The organism is Synechococcus sp. WH 5701 (assembly GCF_000153045.1).
Classification (GTDB): Bacteria; Cyanobacteriota; Cyanobacteriia; order PCC-6307; family Cyanobiaceae; genus Regnicoccus_A; species Regnicoccus_A antarcticus.
On record NZ_CH724159.1, the window covers coordinates 1,426,746 to 1,447,325 of the forward strand.

Here is a 20,580-nt window from a genome sequence, read left to right on the forward strand (position 1 = left end):
CGCAAAGTAGGCTCAAGAGATTCGGAAGATGGTCAGGGAACCCTCCTTTGATGGCTCGACAGAGAGAACCGTGACGCCAGCATTCTCCAGCGCCTCCTCGAAGCCAGAATTAGCATCGAACTCTTGGCGCGTGTTTATCGAGACAGGCTCGAACCCAGCCGCAAACCATGAGGCCAATATCCTTGCCTGAAAAGAATCCTCAGCCTGACTATTGAAAGGTTCACCGAGAATCTGAGGCGGGATAGATACAAGAAGCGGAATGCCCATTAGGAATAATTACAGGAGGGAAGGCAGTATATACTTGAGGAACTGGACTGATTCAAAGTATGGCAAAAGCGCACTGGTCCGAACTACAGACTTTGGGTTCACTGTGCGGGCTTGCTGCTTCTCTGTGCCCAAGATCCGCATTACTGCAACTCATCTCGATCTGATTAGTTTCCAAAAGCCGATTAGGGATGAACGGTTGCAGGGCAAGAATCGTATCCCCGCTTGGTATCAGCTACTGCAGGAAGCCCTGGGCATCCGTATCGCCCAGTTGGAGGAGCAGCAGGGGCGCAGCTCGCGGAAGTCTTCCAAGTCGCCGGCGAGGCAGCCTGGAGTGATCAGTACATTTCCCATGTGGAGGAGGCTGGTCATTGTGCCGGAGGCAGCATAATAGGTGGGGGTATCGGATATCGGACACAGGCACAGCCCAATTCCTTCAAATGAATTCCAGCTGAGGCACATGAGCGTTGGTCGTTCGAAAAGATCGGATGGCAACACTTCCGATGACCAAGCCTCGCTACCTTCCCCCAAGGCATCCCCCCAACCGCCAAACGATGGCCCCCACAATCTATCTGCACTGGAGCGCAACCCCCTACGACTGGCTTAGGCCAGGGGCCTATCACACGATCGTGGCGGGCGATGGGCGGGTTCAGCGGCTGCATGCTTACACGATTGATCTTTACAGCCACACCTACAGGCGCAACAGCAATTCGGTGGCGATCTGCTGCGCCTGCATGGGCGGTTGGCCGGATCCCTGGTCGATGCCTCCCACCGAGGCGCAGATCAGTGCGATGTGCCGTGAAGTGGCCAGCCTCAGCCACGACTGGGGCTGGCAGGCGAACGACATCACGATTCAGCGGGTTATGACCCATGCCGAAGCGGCCTCGAATCGCGATGGCCGCGTGATGCACGACAACTACGGCCCGGTGATCTGGGGCGGCACGGGCGAACGCTGGGATTTCCTGCAGCTGCGCCGGGGTGGAGCCAACGATGGCGGTGAGGAGTTGCGTCGCAGCATCCGTGAGCAGCTGATGGCACGAGCCAAGGGTGCCGGCCCAGAAACCAGCAGCCCCGCCATCGTCTTCAGCCGCTCCGCCACGATGCAGGCCCGTGGCGAGCAGCTGGCGGTGGAGATCGATCGCAACGGCACCTCCTGGGCCCTGGCAGCCGACCTGCTCGGCCTCTATGAGATTCCCTACGAATGGGATCCACGCCAACGGCGCCTTCTGATCGGCAGCAGCGATGTGGCCCCCACCTACCGCGACGATGGGTTGCAGGACACCAGCGGTCAGCCGATGTTCGAGATGGCCCTGCTGGGCGGCCAGTCGCCGGTGATCCTGCGGGGCCTGGTGATCGAGAACCGGGCCTGATGCCGGGTGCTGGAATTCGCCGAGGAATTCGGCATCACCGCCTTCTTCTCACCCTTTGCTCTGGGGGACCGCCGCGGCGGCTGACGGGGTTCAGCTGGCCCTGCTGATCGGCGCAAACCAGGGGCATCGGCACCCATCAGGGATGCCAGAAAAAGCAGCATGATCGGATAATATCCGATCATGCCTCATAAATCAGACAAGTCCAGAGCCAAGAGGCTGGAGCATCCCCTGGGGCGCTTCGGGTCGCTGCCCCTGGCGCGCGAGGTGCTGGATGAGGTGCTCAGCGGCTACCGGCGCCCGAACGACAAGGTGAGCGAATGGCTGCGGGAGGGAGCCCTGCAGCCATTGCGGCGCGGGCTCTACCTGGCGGGGCCTTCCCTCCGGACCAGCCCGACTTGCCTGCCGCTGCTGGCCAACCATCTCTATGGGCCCTCCTACGTGTCGCTCGACTTTGCCCTGGCCTTTCACGGTTTGATCCCGGAAGGGGTGGCGGAGGTGACCTCCGTAACGCCGAAGCCGAGCCGCCGGCTCACCAACAGCCTCGGGCGTTTTTCCTATCACCACCTGCCGCTCCCCTATTACGCGATCAGCCAGCAGCTGGGTGAGGGCCCCGATGGCCTCCGCTTTCTGATCGCCAGTCCCACCAAGGCCCTGTGTGATCGGCTGGTGCTCAGCCGGCAGCTGCCGCTGCTGTCACGGGTGACCATGCGTCAGTGGTTGCTGGAGGACCTGAGGCTCGATCCCGATTCACTCAGCCAGCTCAGCCTCAGCGAGATCCGTCGGTGCCAGGCCAGCGGCTTCAAGCAACGCCAGCTGGGCACGTTGCTGACGGTGATCGAGACCCTTCACCAGGAGCTGGTGTGACGAGCGACGGACCGGTGAACAGAGTTGTGGAACAGATGCTGCTGCGTGTGCCGCAGGGCAGCGCTGCGGAACGCAGCCAGGCGCTGCGGGAGGTGATGCAGGAGATTGCACTGGCGGGGCTGGTTCGGCGTGGTTTCTTCGGAAAGTCAGCGTTCTTTGGCGGCACCTGCCTGCGCATCTTTAACCAGCTACCGCGGCTTTCGGAGGATCTGGATTTCTCGCTGCTGCGGCCGGATCCAGAGTTCTCGTTGCAGCCCTATCTGCAGGGGCTGGGGGAGGAATTTGCCGGGCTGGGCTGGGGATTGATGTGGAGATCCGCGAGAAGAAGAAAACAGTCGACACCCCCATTGTTTCGGCCTTCCTGAAACCCACCACCACCATGGTGGAGCTGGCGATCGGTGGGGCCAGATCGATGAAGATCAAGCTTGAGGTCGACACCGACCCGCCGCTCGGGTTCAACACTGAGGAGCAGCTTCTGCTGCAGCCCTATTCGTGTTACGTGAAGTGCTTCAGCCTGCCGGGTCTGTTTGCCGGCAAGATGCATGCGGTGCTGTTTCGCCAGTGGCAGCAACGGGTGAAAGGACGCGATTGGTTTGATCTGGAGTGGTACGTACGTCGTGGCACGCCCTTGCATCTTGATCATCTGGCAGACCGCGCTCGCCAGAGCGGCCACTGGACTGTGGATCAGCCCTTCACGGCAGCAACCCTCCAAAGCCTGCTGGCCGACCGCATCACTCGCCTGGATGTGGCGAACGCCAGCGTGGACATCCAACGCTTCATCGCCGACCCGCAGCCGCTGGAGATCTGGACCCAGGCCTACTTCCTTGATCTGGTGCAACGCATTCAGTTGGTGTGAGGGGTTGCCCGAGGGGCGTCTTCACCCCGCCCAGATCTCGGCCAGCTCAAGGCTCCTCAACGAAAGGTGTGATGCCGAGGCCGGCAGCACAGCGGGCCAGATGCAGGGAGTCGGCAAAGTCGAGCCCCTGGCGATGCCACTCCAGGGCATACAGCACCTGATCATCATGCTCAAGATGCACCTGCGGGATGGCCATCAGACCTTCAAAGGCACTGATGACCGCCTCGGGCGACAAGCGATACGCACCGCGCAGCACCCATTCCAGCTCAAGCGTCACCGTGATCGGCACAAAGCAGGCGGAGCTACGATCGATAAGATGCGCTGCTCGCTCGGCCTGCTCTGGATCATCGTTGGTGAGCAACCGCACCAGCACGTTGGTGTCGAGAGCCAGCGGCAGACTCATGGGTGCACTGGGCGCTTGGCGAACAAGGCTGGATCCATCTGCTCCAGGGAAACGGTGGGTCCGTGGTAGCCCGAACAGCCGATCAGGGAGAGGGCAGAGCCGGGTTGACCTGCCCCCTGGGGTGTGAGGCGCAGACCATCCGGCTCCAGGCTGAGAGCCGGGCCGGAATCACCAGCTGCCCCTTCGAGGAGAGGGTGAGAATGGCGTCCATGGTTCAACTCCAGCACGTCTTACCAGCGTAAGACAGATCACTGCCGCCGGGCCTGTCGCACTCTCGTGACCATCGGCACCCCACATCGCGCTCCGATCGGGATGAGCACGTCGAGAAATCACCCACCAGCAGCCGCTGGTTTGAGAAGTGGCCCGAGTGGTGCATTCACCCCGCCCAGATCTCAGCCAGCTCCAAGCGCAACCCCGGAAACTCGGATCCAGCCTCCAGCCACTCCAGCTGCTCCAGGCGCTGGGGCTCGCCACTGGCGGGCCACACCTCCACAGCGCACTCGTCGGGCAGCAGCAGCCAGCCGAGGCGGGCGCCGTTGGCCTGGTACACGGCCATCTTGCGGCGCAGGGCGGTAAGGCCACGAGGGCCTTCGTCGCTGGGGCTGGCCAGTTCCACCACCAGGTCCGGGCAGAGGGGCACGAAGCTCCGCCGCTCCTGCGTGCTGAGCGTCTCCCAGCGCTGCTGACTCACCAGCGAGGCGTCGGGGCTGAGGACAGAGCCATCGGGCAGGCGGAACCCTGTGGAGCTGTCGAACACCTTCCATCCACGGTTGCTCCTAGTAAAAAGCTTGAGCTGCAAAATCAATTCACCATTACGCGAGCCTGTTTCACCACCTGTCGGAGTCATGGCAATCAGCTGCCCATCAGCGGCGAGTTCCAGCACCGCCTCAGGGTTCTCTGCACACACCCGCTCAAACTGCTCTGGGGTGAGACGCAGATCGGCTGGCAGCCACAGCCGTGCACGTGAATCAAACGCTGCAACAGCCTCGGTTTGGTTGGTAGCGAGGGACATGATGGTTGAAGCCTGGCGGCTGAAATCACGTTAGCCGCAATGGCCGTAGAAGAGACTGAGCCGGGCATTGCCAGGGTGGTGTTGCACGAATAATCCCCATACACCTCTGCCGTGTAAGAACTGAAGTGGCTCGGACCTGTTGTTCTCCCAGCGTCGCCAATCTGAGTCCGGTCCTGCCTGAGCTGCTGCTCGCTATTCTCCATGCGCCCGAGGCTCATGGCCTTGAGGATGCTGTCTTTGGCTTCCACCGTGGTGCCTTCCAGCGCCACATGCCCCATCTGTGCCAGGCTGGATTTCTGGCAGAGCCTGAGCAACTAGACAAACAGTTCCTCCAGCCGCTCCAGGCGCCGGCGGCGGAACTCGGCCAAGCCTTGGACTTCATCCAGATGTTGAAAGGCAACCAAAAGACACTGCACCGTCAGATCCGCAGCCAATTCCAGCGGAAACGCCACTTCCCCTATTTACAACTGATCATGAGATCAGCCACGGGCGTGCCATCACCTGGACGCTCCCCGCCAAACAGGCACCAGAGCAATTCCGCGAGACGTGGAGCGGCACGAGCTGGATCGTGGAGGAGATAGCGATCGGCACCCGCGGCTGTAAGCCGTTCAAAGCCACGCACCTATTCCTCACCAGCTTGAGCAGCACCCCAAAGACCTTGCTACAACTGGTGCGAGACCGCTGGAGCATAGAGAACTGGCACTTTTTTCGCAACACCCAGCTGCATGAGAGCGCCCACGGTTATCAGGATAATGGTGCTTGCGCAATGACAACACAGAAGACAGGAACACAGAACCTGCTGAGGCTGACTAGATTTCAGTTGATCCGAGCCGGTATACAGGCAGTGATGCACGACATCACGACACTGCTGGCGATGGCGCTGTGGCAGCCCAGAACAAAATCGGACTGATACTTTCAAACAGGCTTGGGTACCAAGGCATAAAAAACCCAAGTATCTGGTTCTAGGTGTGATTTCTCACCAGGTCATTCAGCGATCAGCAGTCGCTGCAGGGATTGCTGAGGGGTGAGGCCACCGAGAGCCATGTGGCACCTGTGGCCATTATAGATCCCCAGATACCGAGGTAGCCAGCGGTTCCGCTCCTCGGAGGTCTGGTACGCCATGACGTAGGCCCATTCCGCCAGGAGAGTTTTGATGAAACGCTCGGCCTTGCCGTTGGTTTGTGGCGTATAGGGCTTGGTGCGGATGGGTTTCAGATCCAATGCCTGACAGGCCTTTCGCCAGTCACCGGAGCGATAGGCGGGGCCGTTGTCCGAGAGGATCCGTCGACAGGTGATCCCCTGCTCAGAGAACCAGCCGACTGCCCGGGCCAGGAACCCAACGGTCGTCGCTCTCTGCTCGTCGGCGAGCACCTCGACGTAGGCCAGGCGGGTGGCGTCATCGATGGCGACGTGCACCTTCTCGTAGCCGGCACCCGGTGAGCAGCCTTGACGGCGGTCGCCGGTGATCCGATGGCCGACCCGCTCGAAACGGGCCAGCTGTTTCGTGTCGACATGGATCATGTCGCCCGGGCGCTCCCACTGGTAGCGCTGCACTGGCTTCTTGGGCTCCAGATTCCTGAGCCGGCCAAGCCCCAGAGCGTTCATCGCCCGACCAACGGACGAGAGGGGCGCCTTGAGAGCCTTGGCGATGCGGCGGAGCGTGCAGCGCTGATGCCGTAGATCCACAGCCTGCTGCAGTTGCTGCGGATCGAGCGTCCGCCGCTGGGTGCGGCGAACACTCCGTCGATCCGCCAGTGCCGTTACGCCGCCATCACGGAAACGCGCCAGCCACTTGTAAGCACTGCGCAGGCTGATCCCGGCTTGCGCCGCAAGGGCCTTGAGCGGCTCGCCCTCATTGAGGTGGCGGCGGATCAGGCGTTCCCGACTGATCGGCGTCAGTCGGGCATTGGGGTGGCTATGCATGGTGTGTGAGGTCTTGGGACGGGCGGTGACACCCCGACCCTGGCGACCTCACACCCAATCGTCAGCTGAACAACCTGGTGGGACTACACATCTAGGCTGCTGATGAAGGACAACGCCCCAAGCCAGCTGCAGAATTCAGCGTAACGATGTTTGCCTGTGGGGGTCTAATGCCTGACGGTACACCTCGGCATACATCCCGGCGATGCGGGCCGGATGCCACAACTGCTCGGCACGTTGTCGTGCAGAATCGCCAAGAAGGCGCCGCCGCTGGGGATTCTCCAGTACCCAGTGGATGGCATCGGCCAGGGAAGCCTGATCAAACGGCTCAGCCAGCGCACCCGTGATGCGATCTTTCACGATATCGACCAGTCCACCGGTGCGGAAAGCAACCACGGGCGTGCCGCAGGCATGAGCTTCTGAGGCGGTTTGGCCGAAGGCTTCCTGGCGGGAAGGCACCACCATCACATCGGCAGCGGCGTAGAGCAGCCGAAGGCTGATGTCGTCGTTGAGATGTCCCATGTAGTGGACAGGGAAACCAAGCTCAAGCGCCTGTACTGGTTCAGCCTGCCCAAATACAATGAGCTCAATATCTTCTAAGGTCGTACCAATAACTTGTTGGTGCAGCCGCTCCATGGCTTCGAACAACAAGTCTGAACCTTTTCGGAAGTCCGCTGTGCCATTTATAGCACCAAAGAGAACTAAAGGGCGATCAGGCGGAAGCTGCAAAAGAGCTCTTGCCTGGCCTTGATCAATGGGAGCGAATGCTCGAAGATCCAGCGGATTTGGAATCACCGTGATGGGCCAATCCCTCATCAATGCACTCCTTTGAGCACAATCAGCTAGCCAGGCTGTCGTACAGACAATCTGCATCGGCTGGCGCCAGGCACGTTGCTTGCGTCGCCAAGTTAAGCGGTTGAGGTCAGGGCCGCTTTCGTGAGCAGGCCGAGAACATGATGGATAGCCAAGGATGTAGCGCTCATCACTACTTTCTGACTCCCCTGGGGCAGGTGGACTTGTATAGTGCTCGGCACCGCAAAAAGCCCACTGATCTGGGAGCCGCCAAACAACGGGCTGCGGCAAACGGCCAATCTCTTCGATCGAAAGGGTGGAGTTTCCCAGCCAGTGAAGCTGGATAAGGTCTATGCCTTGCCGGCGAGCTTGCAGAAGTTCGCGACTGAGGCCCGTATCTGGCCACGCGATGGAATGCAGGGAGGTATTAGCGGTTCCAAAACCACGGCACACTCTGTGCGCCAAGCGTAGGCTCAATCGACTCCAAAGAAAGTTCTGGCCTACAGGAGGACCACCAATGACTGTGGGGTCGTCTGTGAGCTTCTGGATGACTCGGAGCTTTGACTGAACTCCAAGCAGCTCAAAGTTATCTACAAGAGATCGATGTACTCGATAACCGGCTCGGGCTGCCCCTCCTTGTATGTCCGATGCAGAAACATGAAGAACACTGCTCATACTAACGGTCATCCTGATAAGGTATTGTCTGGTTTAGTGGATTAAAAACTAATCACCAAGGAGAGACGTCAGAGGCAATAAGAAAGAGCACATCGTCTAGTTTTTATTGCTGGTGCTCAGCTTAGGGCATGATTCAAAGGCCACAAAGACCATCCAGATTCCTTAAACTCTGACTCGCTCAATAATTTTTGCTAACTCATTGATATGCCGATCTAGGGAGTAATTGGATAGCGCTCGCTGGCGTGCAGCTATGCCCATTTTACCTGCCAGATCAGGATTCTTCGCAATTCGTATCATAGCATCAGCCATTCCTTTTACGTCTGACTCTTCAACTAGAAATCCCGTTGAGCCATCAACAACAACATCAGGTATACCTGCATGCTTGGTAGCTATTACAGGAATCCCACTCATTTGGGCTTCTATTACGGCAACTGGAATGCCCTCACAATCTCCGTTGTCTGCTTCCAATGAATGCTGAACAAATGCCCTCGATTTCTTTATTTGGGCGGCCACATATTCAGGAGGACGAGAGCCTGGAAACTTCACAGATCCTGAGAGACCCAGGGACTGAGCCAACCTTTTACATGGACCTAAAAGGGGACCCTCTCCAATTAAAATCAGAGATGCCTCTGGAACATTCTGGAGAACATAGTGAAATGCCAGTATGGTAAGATATGGAGCTTTCTTTTCAACAAATCGGCCAACAGCCAAGAAGCGTGCAGGCTGATTGGCTGGTCTCGCACTTTCAAATAACAACTCATTGACACCATAGGGATTTAAGAACAGCTTTTCCTCTGTTGCGCCAAGTGAAATCAGCTTCTCTCTCATGGCATGGGAGACAACAATTATGGCAGCGGCGGATCGAAAGAGATCTTGATACGATTGATGATACTGGGTTATGACGTCTCTTACGTAAGCATCAAAGCCATGAAAATGAACCACCAACGGTATCTGAGCTCGCTTACATGCTGAGATCAGCCAACAGCCGGTTACGCCATACTCTGCAAGGACAGCTGTGACTCCCAGGCTACGCAAATGACGCGACAAAAGGAAGTCTCTTAGTTGGTCTCTGAGCGAAGGCGAAAGTCTGGCTATTATCCGGCCCACCAAATTAGCCCCGCGCCAAATCGGCGTTCCTTTCTCATCAGTAATCCCCAGCTCTGTCCCATGCCTTGGAATTGTAGTGTAAGGAAGATAGTCTACATGATTTCGAATAAAAGTCTCAGAGACAGCATTTCGAAGAGGTATAAATATGGCGATTCTGTTAGGATTTGGATGTTGGGTGGCCACGGCAGGAATCCTCCCTCGCTCATTTGCAAATCATCCGACAATTAAATCCCAGATTAACATCACTGCAAGTCACGTTCCTGCAGGAGCCCTATTATTTTACACCTGAGTATAGTGTGAGCATCGTAGACTTGAACGAAGAATTTCATGATAAGTCTATAAATAATACAGAGTCATCGGCGTTTGATGTAGATCAGTCCACAATGATCAAATTCTTTCTCAGGACTGGAAGCAAAGTCTTCAATTAATTCAAACCCGTTTTCAACCATATACCTGCCAAGTTCTTCCTTGGAAAAGCGCCATACTGGATAGCATGCTCTGTAGTAGACTTCTGGATCTGGATGCTGAACAAAGGCATCGTGTTGTCCAATGGGCTTGGTTAGAATCCGATCAAAAGCTATGATCAAAGGCTGTGATACAAAGAGCCGTCTAAGCAGGGCAAATGGATCGTCGATGTACTGGAGCGATCCACTGAAAAGTGCAGCTATGGGTACAGTCTTCGTGATGTTTTTCAAGGCGTCCTCAATGCTAGAGAAAAACAGCACTTCGGACGTTTGAAAGTGTGTTTCGCCAAGTCTCTGAAAGATTGGCCGCTCAACAATGTTCCATCGGATGGGTATGTTGCCTAGTTCTCGGAGTAGCTTCCGGTTTTGAAAGTATGTGACCCCAAAACCACCACCAAAGTCAATAATATCAAGCGTTGCCTTTTGATGAGATAGAGTTAATATGAGGAATGCTAAGATCGTTTCAGAATAAATTATCTTTTCTCTGAGCAAACCGTCCTGTTCAAATGCCCCACGGCCATCCCGTACTTGGAGGGCAGAACCTAATGTCTTCTGGGTTATTTCTTGGGAATCCCAACCATCTCCTGCGCATGCTGCGGCCTCTTTCCATGATGAGAATGGGCCCTCAAAGGCTACGGTTCTAGTGTCATTGTTATTCGCGTTGTGGAGGGATCTACTTCGTTTGATTTGATGTCCAATCTTCCAAAGGGCTGGAGGGATTAGCGATTTTAACAACGCCTTGGTTTTTGGCATGCGTATAGTGTTGTTGAGGTCTATCAAAGTTTAAGCAACCCCTGCCTCATGGATTTACACCAACACAGGGGACGCAAGCTGCTGCGGATTCTTCACCGCCCCTGGCAAATACCAACAATGATTGTGTGGAACTACCTCGGCTTTTGGTGGTGAACGCGGCCAAAATTGACAGGAGAAACTTTCCAATAAGAAAATGGGCTCCCTACGTAGACTTTGCCGAAGTAGGCCGGATATTATTCAATCCAGAATGCGTTGGCTATTCCGATCTGAATAGATGCTTGACAGTCTAGCGTTGAAATAGATTACCTTACTAATTATGAGTACAGTTCAGGAAAACCTGCTATCGCACCGTTGCCAAGACTTGACGACTAGACTAAACTCATCAAGAATATCTAATACGGCTAAGGCATTGTTCTGTGCGGTCATATTCTGAACGCTTAGTTTTCCTCGCTTGGCGATAGAGGCTGATTCACCTGGACTTTTTAGAACATTATGAATTTTATCCACCAGTTGGCTGGAGTCAAGCAGTCAGACACCGCCACATCTTGGTCGTGCATTCTTAACTGCATCCAGGCACTGAACGATGCTTCCGCTTATGTCTAGATGCTTATTGGCAAAAGCAAGGCATGAGTACTGGTAATCATGCTGACTACCAATAATGGAGTGCATGGAAGCTACTAAGCTTTCTGTTGTTGGTATGCATAAACCAAGTCCGTGAGAAGAAACATATTTAAGTGAATCAAAGTCTGATGTTATTACTGGAGTTCCCAGGTAGACGCTCCTGAGGATTTTTCCTGATGACAAACCCATTTCTGTCATGTTTTTGCCAGTATCTCTATAGAGAGCCAAGGTACAACTTGATTGAGTGATTAGTTGGTCTAGACTTTCGGGTTCAATTTCATGAGTAATGCATATAGGCTTTCTTTGGCAGTGAGCACTAACAAGTTTATCAAGGAAAGGTCGTTGGAAGGGGGAGTTGCCACGGATAACCAAGTGATAGTCCAACGGCCAGCTATCGTACGTCTTTAGGATTTCATCTATCATGTTATGAGATCCAATCCCCCCAAAGAAGAGAATAATCTTGTCGCCAATGGGGACTCCAAGCAGAGAGTGCCATCTTTCGCGAGGAATATTGCATTCACTCCTTATCTTAGCACTTAAATTAAGGCTCTGTACGTGTTTATGAGAGGTATTCAGTGGCACCTCCCTAGCAAGTCCATAGAACCTATTGGAATCGGGGACCACGATTAGATCTGCCTCAGTTATAGCTTGTCGTTCGTAGCTTGCCCACTGGTTGATTGGCCAACAACTAGGATACTCGTCACTGAATATGATTTTCTTGCATTTATTCACGAAGGATGCCATCAAGCTCGCGCACAGGCCAACTTGCCCCATGCTCAAGACTGCGTCATAGGGTTTAGATGTGAATAATTTCTTCGAAAAATAAAGCATGAGTCTGGTAGGTGAGCTAATGACGTTGTCTGGCAAGTAAGTCAAGCTTAGTCTTTCGTCTACGTATGCTTGATATTCTTGGCAAGGTAGCTCTCTTATGTATAGGTCGACAAACCCTTCATTCTTCAGTTCGGCAATAATGTTAAATGCGAATGGCATAGAGATTAGGCCACTTCCGCCTTTGTATGGACGAGAACATAAAACCAAATATCTTGCCTGACAGCTTGTGGTGCAGTAATCTTTCTTGCTATTTCCAATGCGATGATAAAGCAGCCTTAGGATATGCCAAGAAACCTTGCTTGCAAGAATTAGTTCAGATATCTTGTTGAGATAGAATCTTGTATTCAAATAAAAACCACCGATCACGCTTTTTGCTCTCGTCACTTTAACTGTATTCTAAACTAGAATGAAGAGCGCGTGAAACCAGCTCTTGTTGAGAATCAGTGACGCATATGCCAGAAGGAATATAGAATCCCTGCCTGGCGATCCGTTCGGCAGTTCCCAGCCTAATTCCTTTGAATAGTCCCATGTTTTTGAAGACTGGCTGTTCATGCAATGGCCAAAAGAATGGCCTTGTCCCTATGCCTTTTTCGCCAATAGCTGTCATCATCTGCTTGGCATTGAACTGCCTTTCTTCGCAAAGTACAATACCATACACCCAATAGATATTAGTTGCATAATCGGTTTGCGCGAGTGGTCGCTGAATCTCTCCGTCAAGATCCTTCAGAAGAGAACCATATTTAAGTCCGGCATTTCTCTTTCGTTCGATAGTTCGACTCAAGCTCTCAAGCTGTGCCACGCCAAGAGCAGCCTGAAGATTGGTAAGGCGATAGTTCCATCCCAACTCCTCATGCACAAAGCGTTGCTCGCTCTGAAAGCATAGATTGCGTAAGCTGCGGCAACGTTCGGCAAGCGCTGGGTCATTGGTAACGACCATGCCACCCTCACCAGTTGTAATGTGCTTGTTTGGGTAGAAGCTGAAGGTGCTGAGATGCCCAAACGAACCGCAGGGCCTACCCTTGTAGGTTTGACCAATCATCTCCGCTGCATCCTCGATGATCGCAAGCTGATACCGCTCAGCCAATGCCAGGATGGGATCCATATCCACAGGCAGTCCGTAAATGTGTACCACCATGATGGCGGCCGTTCGGTTTGTGATCGCGGCTGCCACCTGATCGGGCACCATGTTCCATGTAAGAGGATCACAATCCACCACTACTGGGGTGGCTCCCGCCCGCACGACTGCGGCGGCACACGAGATAATCGTAAAGGTGGGCAGGATAACCTCGTCTCCAGGTCCCAACTTGAGAGCAGCTACTGCGATATCAAGAGCAGCACTGCCATTGGAACAGGCGATCCCATGGCAACGATCAACTCGCCTGCTGAACTTCTCTTCAAATTCAGCGACAAACGGACCCTCTGATGAGATCCAGCCCGTCTCTAGGCATTGGAGCACAAGCTCTTTCTCACGTTCGCCAATTATCGGTTCGTTGACGGGGATGAAATTGCTCATGTTTTTCGAAGCACAAGGCAAAGTCCCCAGGTGGCTTCAGATGGTTCGGCACCTGTGAGCCATTCTTCCGCGGAGAGCCGTTCAAAGCCAGTAAATCCTGCAAGGAGGTCGAGTTCCGGAAGAGAGAAATGACGCATCGGGTGGACTTCGGTAATCGTTTCCAGTTTCCCTGTCCTGATGTTCTGAGCGAGCACCGTATAATTTACATCCACGCGGTTTTCGTTAGTGTGAATGTCCGGTTCAGCAATCCGGATGATGGAGAGGTCATGAGCCGACAGTCGTTTGATGCGAACGGTTGGTCGTTGCATTGCAACGGCAGGGCTGTACCAGACATCGAAAACAAAGAGACCACCCGGTGAGAGATGACGAGCTGCATTGGTAAACACAGCACTCACATCTGAGTTGCTGATCTGGTAGCTCACGACGTGGAAGAGTGAGAGCACCGCATCAAAACACCTGCCTATTTGGAGGCTGGTGATGTCTCCGTGTTCATAGGTAAAGCCCTGTGTTGCAGACACTCGGCTCAGCATGCTGGTACTTCTTTCAATACCATGCACTTCGTATCCCTCTTTAGACAGCAGGCAGGCATGCTGGCCTGTGCCACAGCCAAACTCAAGCAATTTCTTTCCTGATATACCATGCTTATGGAGCAGGCTATGGAGATATGCCACCTCGGCCCCGTAGTCCTTGTCGGTGTAGAAAAGGTCGTAATAGCGACCAATTGTGCCGAATGGGCTGCTCATGATTCGAGCCTCACTTGGCTGGCCAGGATGCCTTGGAAACGAGTCTTGTCTTGTTCTCCTGCATACGGTCCTTGCTTCACTTCAATCATCTCGGCTTCTTCAAGCATTTCAAAGCCATGCCCACCATAGGCAAGCAAAATAATGTCACCACTTTCTAGTATAGTGGATTGCAAATATTCTTGAGCATCAGTGTAAAAGTCTACTCTTACTCTGCCTGAGCGGATGAAGAGCACCTCTTTTGTGTACTGCACCTCACGGGGAACTGGGTTGTGGACGTGGGGTGGAATGACATAGCCTTGGGGCCGGTTCATGTAACCTAGCTGTTGGGAAAAATCACTAGGCGTAAAGAATTTAATCCCTTCGGCCTTATAGCTGTCGCGAAGAATAAGTGCGAGCAGAGTGCTTCCATCGTAGAATTCCTGGATCATTTCGCTAAGTGGCAATTCACTTGAATTTGGCATTACACTCCTGATAGGATAGAGGCTACAAGATGCAGGAGCTTGCTAATTTCCGCAGGCAAGACTTTCATTATAAGTGGCTTGCCTTGGAGAATATGTTTTTATTTTGCATCGGTTAAACTATGGCCCTCGGCACGACTTTCTTTGGGATAAGCTGGATTCCAGACTCTTTCGCTTCATATGCGGAAATATTGACATCACTGATCATTTTCACGGCCTCTGCCAGTGGCGCTGAGTCATCAGGCGGCATTTCATTAGACTATCTAATGCGCCATCAACGAGTCCTTGTATACCCAGAACGGCTTTGCGCGATTACTCAGTTTCTCATAAAGATCATCCCGATCCACTGAAATATACCCTTAGACTCTGACGGAAACTCTTCAATTAGAGCGAATCCCCTGTTATTCAGGAAGTTAACTATGGAGTCTCTTGAGAGGCACCAAAGAGGATACTTTGCGTCATAATAAATTTCTGGATCTGGGTACTGAACGAAGACCGCATGTTGATAACTTTGCGAAATCATCAATCGATCTATTGCTATAATCTTGGCCTCACTGAAATCAGCTTCACCAAGAACTGCAAATGGATCACTCATGCATTGCAACGAGCCACTGAATAGGATGGCTGAAGGCATGGGAGAGAAGCTGTTCCGTGCTTCAGTAAGGCTAGAGTAGAATAAGAGTTCTGATGACTTGAAATGTTCATTGCCTAATGTTGCAAAGATGGGTCTCTCAACTATCCTCCATTTGATTTGTTTTCCTCCCAGCTCCTTAAGGGCACCTCGAAATATTGCCACTACCCAGGCTGCCTTGAGAAGCAAAATGCTCATCCTCTGCACGTGCAGATCCGCCTGATGACTGACATTCATGACTTAAATGCGGGATAATTATCCCGTTGCCGAATGATCAGACAGCCAGCATTGCCTTTGAGTTGCAATGCAGGTATCGAAGAAAGTTGTAAGTCAGATTACGCAGTCCCCACCAAGCTTTCGTTCTGGCCAGTCCAATCCGCCTTGTCAGCTTGCCGCGCATGCAGGTTGTGATTGCACCAAAGACATGCTCAACCCTGGCCCGTACAGTTGATCGGACCTTGTTCCGTTCCTTGGCCTCCTCGCTCAAGGGATGGCAGCGTGAGCCCTTTTCATGAATTCGGCTCTCAAAACCACCCAGGTCCAGGAGATCCTCAAACTGAGCACCTGCATAGCCAGAATCAGCCCAGACAAAGTCATCCCTATTTTCAGGGTCTAGCACCTGCGTAAGCATCTGGCTGTCGTGAATATTAGCTGGGGTAATGGCAAATCTGCGAATGAAGCCGTGAGTGGCATCAATGCAGATGCTGTTCTTGTAGCCGTAGTGGTTGACGCCATTCTTCTTGACCCAGCGAGCGTCAGTGTCCTTCTGGCGCAAGCGGTTTGGCTTGTCCAACCACTTCTCTGGAATGGCTCCATCCTTGATGGTCTTGTTCTCCTCCCTTGAGTTTCGCTGTTTGGGAACTGGGACAAGTGTTGCATCGATGATCTGCCCACCACGGGCCTCCAGCCCATGGGTCCGCAGGTGCTCCTCAAAACGTTCAAAAAGCTCATCGACAACACCCGCCTTGCGGAGCCGCTCGCGGAAGAAGGCAATAGTGGTGGCATCGGGAATGGTGTTCATCACTCCCAGTCCGACAAACTCCTCGAATGAGCGTCTGTCGTTGACCTGAAATTCCAGCTCCTCATCACTGAGGTTGAACAGCTGCTGCAGCACCAGCATCTTGAAGAGGATGATCGGATCAATCCGCTTACGGCCAGCATTGCTCTTGCGTTCATGGCTGTAACCCTGCTCCAGCAGTGGCCTGAAGGCATCCCAGGGAATCGTCTCGGACAGGGTCGCTAACGTGGGCTTCTTCTGCTGAAGCCTGTGGATGCGCTTCTCCTCATCCCAGAATCCACGCTGTCCCATTCAGCTGTGTTGAACTGAACCAATTCTATTGCATATTTCATAGGCTGTCAGGGAGCGACGTAGATTTTTCGAGGTGCCCTTAAGTAATTTGCGATTTTGGTAATAATGAGTCCCAAAACCACCGCCAAAATCAATTAAGTTTAGCTGGGTTTCTTGATTGGAGAAAGCCAGGAGCAAAAATGCAAGTATTGTCTTCGAATAAACAATCCTAGATCTTACGACACCGTCTTGTTCAAACCCAGTATGCCCATCTCTGATTTGAAGCGCCGACTCCAGTGTCTTTTGTGTAATCGCTGGGGAGTTCCAGCCATCACCTGCGCGCAGCTCTGCTTCTTTCCATGAGGAGAATGGGCCTTCCCAGCTCACTACTCTGAGATCATTTCTTTTCGAATTTAGAATGGATGTTCGGTGCTTAAGATGGTGCCCCATCTGCCAAAGAATTGGCGGTGTGATTGATCTTAGAAATGACTTGACTGTGACCACATTCTTGCTGTGATTATTCATAAGGATTAAAGCAACACATCCCTTCTGGGCATTCCTAAGTTGCCGTGGAATTTGGGCCAGCGTCGTTACCTTCTCGGTAGCACCAACATTCCCCCCTACCGCGATGATGGCGTGCAACCACAATTAGCTATCCACTGATCGAAATGGCCCTGGAGCATTCACCGATGATCCTAAAGGCCATCCTGCGGAACAAACCGGGCCTGTTGCCTCGTGCTTGAGTTCGCCAAGGAGTTCGGCAAGGGGTACGCTTGATCCATGAGGGCTGCAACGCCGCTTCCAGCTCGATACCAAGTTTATCGGGCAGCCGAGCCATGACCTGATCTTGTGGAGCGGCGAAAAAAGTATTGACCCACTTTGCCTCAAGCCGGTAAAGAGGCAGAAGACAAGTTCTAGAGCCCATGATCATGTCTGACCTGCTTTTTCCACAGGTCTGCATAGAGGCCGTCTCTTGCCAGCAACTCGCCATGGTGGCCCCGTTCCACAATCCGTCCCTGGTCCATCACGCAAATCAGGTCGGGATGCACAACTGTGCTGGGCCGGTGGGCGATCACCAGCACTGTGTGTTTCCGCGCAAAACGCTCGATCGCCTGCTGTACCAAGTGCTCGCTTTGGCTGTCGAGGGCACTGGTGGCTTCATCCAGGATCAGCAGTTCCGGTTTGCGCAAGATGGCCCGCGCCAGGGAGATCCGTTGCCGCTGACCGCCGCTGAGCTGGTAGCCCCGCTCGCCCTCCAGCGTGTCGTAGCCCTCCGGCAGCTGGCGATCGGGTGGAAGTGGTGCTGGCGTGAAGGGTGGCTTCAGACGCGATGCAGAGTCAAGTCGTAACCACACCAATGGGCATCGGAGGACACGGCCATCAGCCCCTCCAGCCGAGCCTGGGCGATCAGCAGCCGATCAAAGGGATCACCATGAACCGGCGGAAGCTCAGCGGTTTCGATCACATGCCCCTCCAGCACAGGCAGGATCGAGGCACCGGCAGCAAGGCTCTGATCGCGAAAGAGTGCCGGTGCCACAGGCAACTTGCCCAGGTGATGCTTGATCGCCACCTCCCAGATACTGGCCACCGACACCACACAGGGCGTTGCGGTCATCAGAACCCTTGTAACGGGCCGCAGACGAGGATCATCCAGCAGCCACCACAGCATGATCTGCGTGTCGAGCAGGAGGCGCATCAGCCGCCCATCAGCTGGGCCACCTCCTGGTCAGCCGCCTCGCTGAAGGCCGCATCGACCACCCCCGAAGAGAGACCAGCCAGGGCTCCAGGCCACTGCAACCCTGCGCCTGGAGTGCATGGAACCAGCTTCACCTGGGCCTTGCCGTGGCTGGCGATGATCACTTCCTCGCCGGCTAGGGCTGCCTTCACCAGCCTGGAGAGCTGGCTCTTGGCCTCCAGCATGTTGATCTGCATGTCAGCCCCGGAAATATCTGGCCAGCTTAGCCAGAACTCTGGGCCCTCACCCCCGTAGCTCCGCCTCGGTCCCGCCCGCCTGCTGCCGCCACAGTCCCGCATACACCCAGCCCTGCCCCAGCAGGTCGGCGTGGGGGCCCTGCTCCACGATCCGACCCCGCTCCATCACCAGGATCCGATCGGCATTCACGATCGTGCTCAGCCGGTGGGCGATCACCAGCACCGTGAGCTGCCGCTCAAACTGATCGAGCGCCTGCTGCACCAGCCGCTCGCTCTGGGAATCCAGCGCGCTAGTGGCCTCATCGAGGATCAGCAGCTCCGGGTTGCGCAGGATCGCCCGCGCCAGGCTGATCCGCTGCCGCTGGCCTCCGCTCAGTCGGTAGCCCCGCTCCCCCACCAGCGTGTCGTAGCCCTCCGGCAGATCTTCGATGAACCCCGCCGCCTGGGCAAGGGCCGCCGCCGCTTCCACATCCGCCCGCGTGGCCCAGCCGCAGCCAAAGGCGATGTTCTCCACCAGGGAGGCGTTGAACAGGAATGTATCCTGGCTCACCACCCCCAGCCGCTGCTGCCAGCTGGGCAGATCGATGCTCTGCAGGTCGCGGCCGTCCACCAGGATCCGCCCACGGCTGGGGGCGTACAGGCCAACCAGCAGATCAGCGATCGAACTCTTGCCCGCCCCGCTGGGCCCCACTATAGCTACCGTATCTCCCCTGGGCAGCACCAGGTCCACCCCGCGCAAGGCGTCCGCCCCCTCGGGGCCATACCGCAACGACACCCCCTGGAAGCGCACCTCCCGCTCGAGGCCCTGGAAGGGGACCCCACCCCGCCGCCGGAAGCTTTTGTCGTCACGGCTCAACAGGCCATTCAGGCGCCGCAGGCGCACATTGTTCACGGCCTGTTGCCCGAGCAAGTCAGCATAACCGGCCAGGCGCGAGTTCAGGCGCTGCAGCGCTAGCATGAAGGTGATCAGGCTGGGCAGGATGCCCGTGCTGCGAGCGCCGAACAGCAGCACCGCGGAGACGGCCACCACCGCCAGGGCCAGCACCGGCAGCAGACCGCTCACCGGTCCCACCACATTGTTGAACAGATTCTGGCGGCACAGGCTGCGCTCCAGCACCCCCATCCGCCGTTGAAAGGCCTGGTCGGCCACATCCAGCTGACCACTGCTGTGCAGCAGCCGCAGACCCTGGATGTCCTCCGTCGAGCGGGTCGCGATCGCCACCATGGAGTCGTTCACCAGTTGTGCCTGGCGGCGAATCGCCGGCAGCAGGCTGCGCTGCAGGCCCGACACCGCCAGGGCCATCACCACCGCCACCAGCAGCAGCCAGGGGGAGATGCCCAACAGGATCAGCAGATAAGCCGCGATCAGCAGCCCATTCAGCAGCAGCCCGTTGAGGATTTCGATTCCGATGCGGATCGCCTCCGGCCCCTGGCCCGCCTGATCGAGCAGATCACCCACCCGGTACGACGACGCACAGGGAAAGCTGAAGCTGAGGATCTGGCCGTGAATCAGGCTGGTGATCCGGGCCCGGCAGCGGGCCGCGAACCAGCCCACACTGAGCCCATTGAGATACTGCGCCAGGCTCTGCAGCACCTGCAGCGCCACCGCTCCACCCAGCAGCACCAGGAACAGCACAGGCCCCGGCAGGGCATCCGCCAGGGCCGGGATCCGGCCCACCAGCGGGTTCGTGCGCCAGCTGCTCTCCTCGGCCTTGCCAAGGGCCTCCACCGCCAGAAAGATCAGCGCCAGGGTGCCGCCTTCGCTGATCGCCTGCAGCAGGTTCGTGCCCAGGTTCAGGGCCAGATACCGCCACTGGGATCGGGCCGTGGAGCGGATCAGCACCGCCGCGGGCTCCGGCCCCCTCAGCGGCTCGAGCAGCCGTTGCAGCAGCTTGGAGGGGAAACGAGGAATCACGCTGGGGTTCGGCTCAACAGGTGGGGTGACAGTGATGGAGGTGATGACGGGGTTGCGCTGCAGTGGCGTGGGCCAGACTCATTCTGGTAATTGGGACTGCTCAAGGCATGGCGGAAGCGGATGTGCGCTGGCTGCAACGCCTGGACAACTACGGCCGCGCCCTCTGAG

The 20,580-nt window shown here is 55.4% G+C and carries 25 protein-coding genes; 5 read left to right on the forward strand and 20 right to left on the reverse strand.

From position 1 onward, the window contains the following. Positions 1-12: 12 nt before the first annotated feature. The gene (locus WH5701_RS08115; RefSeq protein WP_006171706.1) at positions 13-267 is read right to left on the reverse strand and encodes a hypothetical protein; all 255 of its coding nucleotides are present in this window, start codon (positions 265-267) and stop codon (positions 13-15) included. A 551-nt stretch (positions 268-818) separates the two neighbouring features. Between WH5701_RS08115 and WH5701_RS08125 the strand changes: the two genes are divergently transcribed. From WH5701_RS08125 to WH5701_RS08135, 4 genes are all read left to right on the forward strand, one after another. Beyond that, complete coding sequence (locus WH5701_RS08125; protein ID WP_006171708.1) at positions 819-1,634, forward strand: N-acetylmuramoyl-L-alanine amidase; 816 nt, start codon at positions 819-821, stop codon at positions 1,632-1,634. 180 nt (positions 1,635-1,814) lie between these two features. Next, entirely contained in the window at positions 1,815-2,498 is a 684-nt protein-coding gene (locus WH5701_RS08130; RefSeq protein WP_006171710.1) for a hypothetical protein, read from the forward strand. Continuing rightward, positions 2,495-2,863, forward strand: coding sequence for a nucleotidyl transferase AbiEii/AbiGii toxin family protein (locus tag WH5701_RS18605; RefSeq protein WP_006171711.1), 369 nt, complete (start codon positions 2,495-2,497; stop codon positions 2,861-2,863). Before WH5701_RS08130 ends, WH5701_RS18605 begins: the two co-directional genes overlap by 4 nt. Next, positions 2,806-3,354 carry a nucleotidyl transferase AbiEii/AbiGii toxin family protein gene (locus tag WH5701_RS08135; protein ID WP_198005155.1) on the forward strand — a complete coding sequence of 183 codons (549 nt, stop codon included), beginning with the start codon at positions 2,806-2,808 and terminating at the stop codon, positions 3,352-3,354. Before WH5701_RS18605 ends, WH5701_RS08135 begins: the two co-directional genes overlap by 58 nt. Before the next feature lie 46 nt (positions 3,355-3,400). On the opposite strand, the gene WH5701_RS08140 is transcribed toward WH5701_RS08135, so the two are convergent. From WH5701_RS08140 to WH5701_RS17650, 4 genes are all read right to left on the reverse strand, one after another. Next, positions 3,401-3,757, reverse strand: a complete 357-nt coding sequence (locus WH5701_RS08140; protein ID WP_006171713.1) for a type II toxin-antitoxin system VapC family toxin — start codon at positions 3,755-3,757, stop codon at positions 3,401-3,403. Positions 3,758-3,839: 82 nt separating this feature from the next. Beyond that, entirely contained in the window at positions 3,840-3,968 is a 129-nt protein-coding gene (locus WH5701_RS18610) for a hypothetical protein (protein ID WP_255346384.1), read from the reverse strand. A gap of 165 nt (positions 3,969-4,133) precedes the next feature. After that, complete coding sequence (locus tag WH5701_RS08150) at positions 4,134-4,769, reverse strand: Uma2 family endonuclease (RefSeq protein ID WP_037979813.1); 636 nt, start codon at positions 4,767-4,769, stop codon at positions 4,134-4,136. A 314-nt stretch (positions 4,770-5,083) separates the two neighbouring features. Beyond that, positions 5,084-5,221: a hypothetical protein gene (locus WH5701_RS17650; RefSeq protein WP_006171717.1), complete on the reverse strand. Its 138-nt coding sequence runs from the start codon at positions 5,219-5,221 to the stop codon at positions 5,084-5,086. Positions 5,222-5,337: 116 nt separating this feature from the next. Here WH5701_RS17650 and WH5701_RS08155 point away from each other — a divergent pair, with 116 nt between their 5' ends. Further along, positions 5,338-5,679: a hypothetical protein gene (locus WH5701_RS08155; protein ID WP_006171718.1), complete on the forward strand. Its 342-nt coding sequence runs from the start codon at positions 5,338-5,340 to the stop codon at positions 5,677-5,679. A gap of 74 nt (positions 5,680-5,753) precedes the next feature. Here the strand turns inward: WH5701_RS08155 and WH5701_RS08160 are convergent, their stop codons facing one another. From WH5701_RS08160 to WH5701_RS08205, 15 genes are all read right to left on the reverse strand, one after another. After that, complete coding sequence (locus tag WH5701_RS08160) at positions 5,754-6,692, reverse strand: IS481 family transposase (RefSeq protein WP_006171719.1); 939 nt, start codon at positions 6,690-6,692, stop codon at positions 5,754-5,756. Positions 6,693-6,827: 135 nt separating this feature from the next. Then, on the reverse strand, positions 6,828-7,505 hold the full coding sequence (locus tag WH5701_RS18030) for a glycosyltransferase (RefSeq protein ID WP_232201808.1): 678 nt from the start codon (positions 7,503-7,505) through the stop codon (positions 6,828-6,830). Positions 7,506-8,318: 813 nt separating this feature from the next. Next, positions 8,319-9,446 carry a glycosyltransferase gene (locus WH5701_RS15745; protein ID WP_006171723.1) on the reverse strand — a complete coding sequence of 376 codons (1,128 nt, stop codon included), beginning with the start codon at positions 9,444-9,446 and terminating at the stop codon, positions 8,319-8,321. A 170-nt stretch (positions 9,447-9,616) separates the two neighbouring features. Beyond that, positions 9,617-10,480, reverse strand: a complete 864-nt coding sequence (locus WH5701_RS16810; RefSeq protein WP_156776604.1) for a methyltransferase, TIGR04325 family — start codon at positions 10,478-10,480, stop codon at positions 9,617-9,619. Positions 10,481-11,008: 528 nt separating this feature from the next. Then, positions 11,009-11,845: a hypothetical protein gene (locus WH5701_RS17655; RefSeq protein WP_156776605.1), complete on the reverse strand. Its 837-nt coding sequence runs from the start codon at positions 11,843-11,845 to the stop codon at positions 11,009-11,011. 472 nt (positions 11,846-12,317) lie between these two features. Further along, the gene (locus tag WH5701_RS08170) at positions 12,318-13,445 is read right to left on the reverse strand and encodes a DegT/DnrJ/EryC1/StrS aminotransferase family protein (RefSeq protein WP_037979819.1); all 1,128 of its coding nucleotides are present in this window, start codon (positions 13,443-13,445) and stop codon (positions 12,318-12,320) included. After that, positions 13,442-14,188 (reverse strand): class I SAM-dependent methyltransferase, encoded by a 747-nt coding sequence (locus WH5701_RS08175; protein WP_037979821.1) that lies wholly within the window; start codon positions 14,186-14,188, stop codon positions 13,442-13,444. Before WH5701_RS08175 ends, WH5701_RS08170 begins: the two co-directional genes overlap by 4 nt. After that, entirely contained in the window at positions 14,185-14,616 is a 432-nt protein-coding gene (locus tag WH5701_RS08180) for a hypothetical protein (RefSeq protein WP_006171725.1), read from the reverse strand. The genes WH5701_RS08175 and WH5701_RS08180 overlap by 4 nt, the downstream gene beginning before the upstream one ends. 346 nt (positions 14,617-14,962) lie before the next feature. Beyond that, a complete protein-coding gene (locus WH5701_RS17660) occupies positions 14,963-15,475 on the reverse strand; it encodes a hypothetical protein (protein WP_156776606.1) in 513 nt (170 codons plus the stop codon). Positions 15,476-15,551: 76 nt separating this feature from the next. Beyond that, positions 15,552-16,586 (reverse strand): IS5 family transposase, encoded by a 1,035-nt coding sequence (locus tag WH5701_RS08185; RefSeq protein WP_006170455.1) that lies wholly within the window; start codon positions 16,584-16,586, stop codon positions 15,552-15,554. After that, a complete protein-coding gene (locus WH5701_RS17665; RefSeq protein ID WP_156776607.1) occupies positions 16,587-17,207 on the reverse strand; it encodes a hypothetical protein in 621 nt (206 codons plus the stop codon). A gap of 272 nt (positions 17,208-17,479) precedes the next feature. Then, complete coding sequence (locus WH5701_RS08190) at positions 17,480-17,920, reverse strand: ATP-binding cassette domain-containing protein (protein WP_006171726.1); 441 nt, start codon at positions 17,918-17,920, stop codon at positions 17,480-17,482. Then, a complete protein-coding gene (locus tag WH5701_RS08195; RefSeq protein WP_006171727.1) occupies positions 17,887-18,261 on the reverse strand; it encodes a type II toxin-antitoxin system VapC family toxin in 375 nt (124 codons plus the stop codon). Before WH5701_RS08195 ends, WH5701_RS08190 begins: the two co-directional genes overlap by 34 nt. Beyond that, on the reverse strand, positions 18,261-18,497 hold the full coding sequence (locus WH5701_RS08200) for a type II toxin-antitoxin system Phd/YefM family antitoxin (RefSeq protein ID WP_006171728.1): 237 nt from the start codon (positions 18,495-18,497) through the stop codon (positions 18,261-18,263). Before WH5701_RS08200 ends, WH5701_RS08195 begins: the two co-directional genes overlap by 1 nt. Positions 18,498-18,543: 46 nt before the next feature. After that, a complete protein-coding gene (locus WH5701_RS08205; RefSeq protein ID WP_006171729.1) occupies positions 18,544-20,412 on the reverse strand; it encodes an ABC transporter ATP-binding protein in 1,869 nt (622 codons plus the stop codon). Positions 20,413-20,580: the final 168 nt, after the last annotated feature.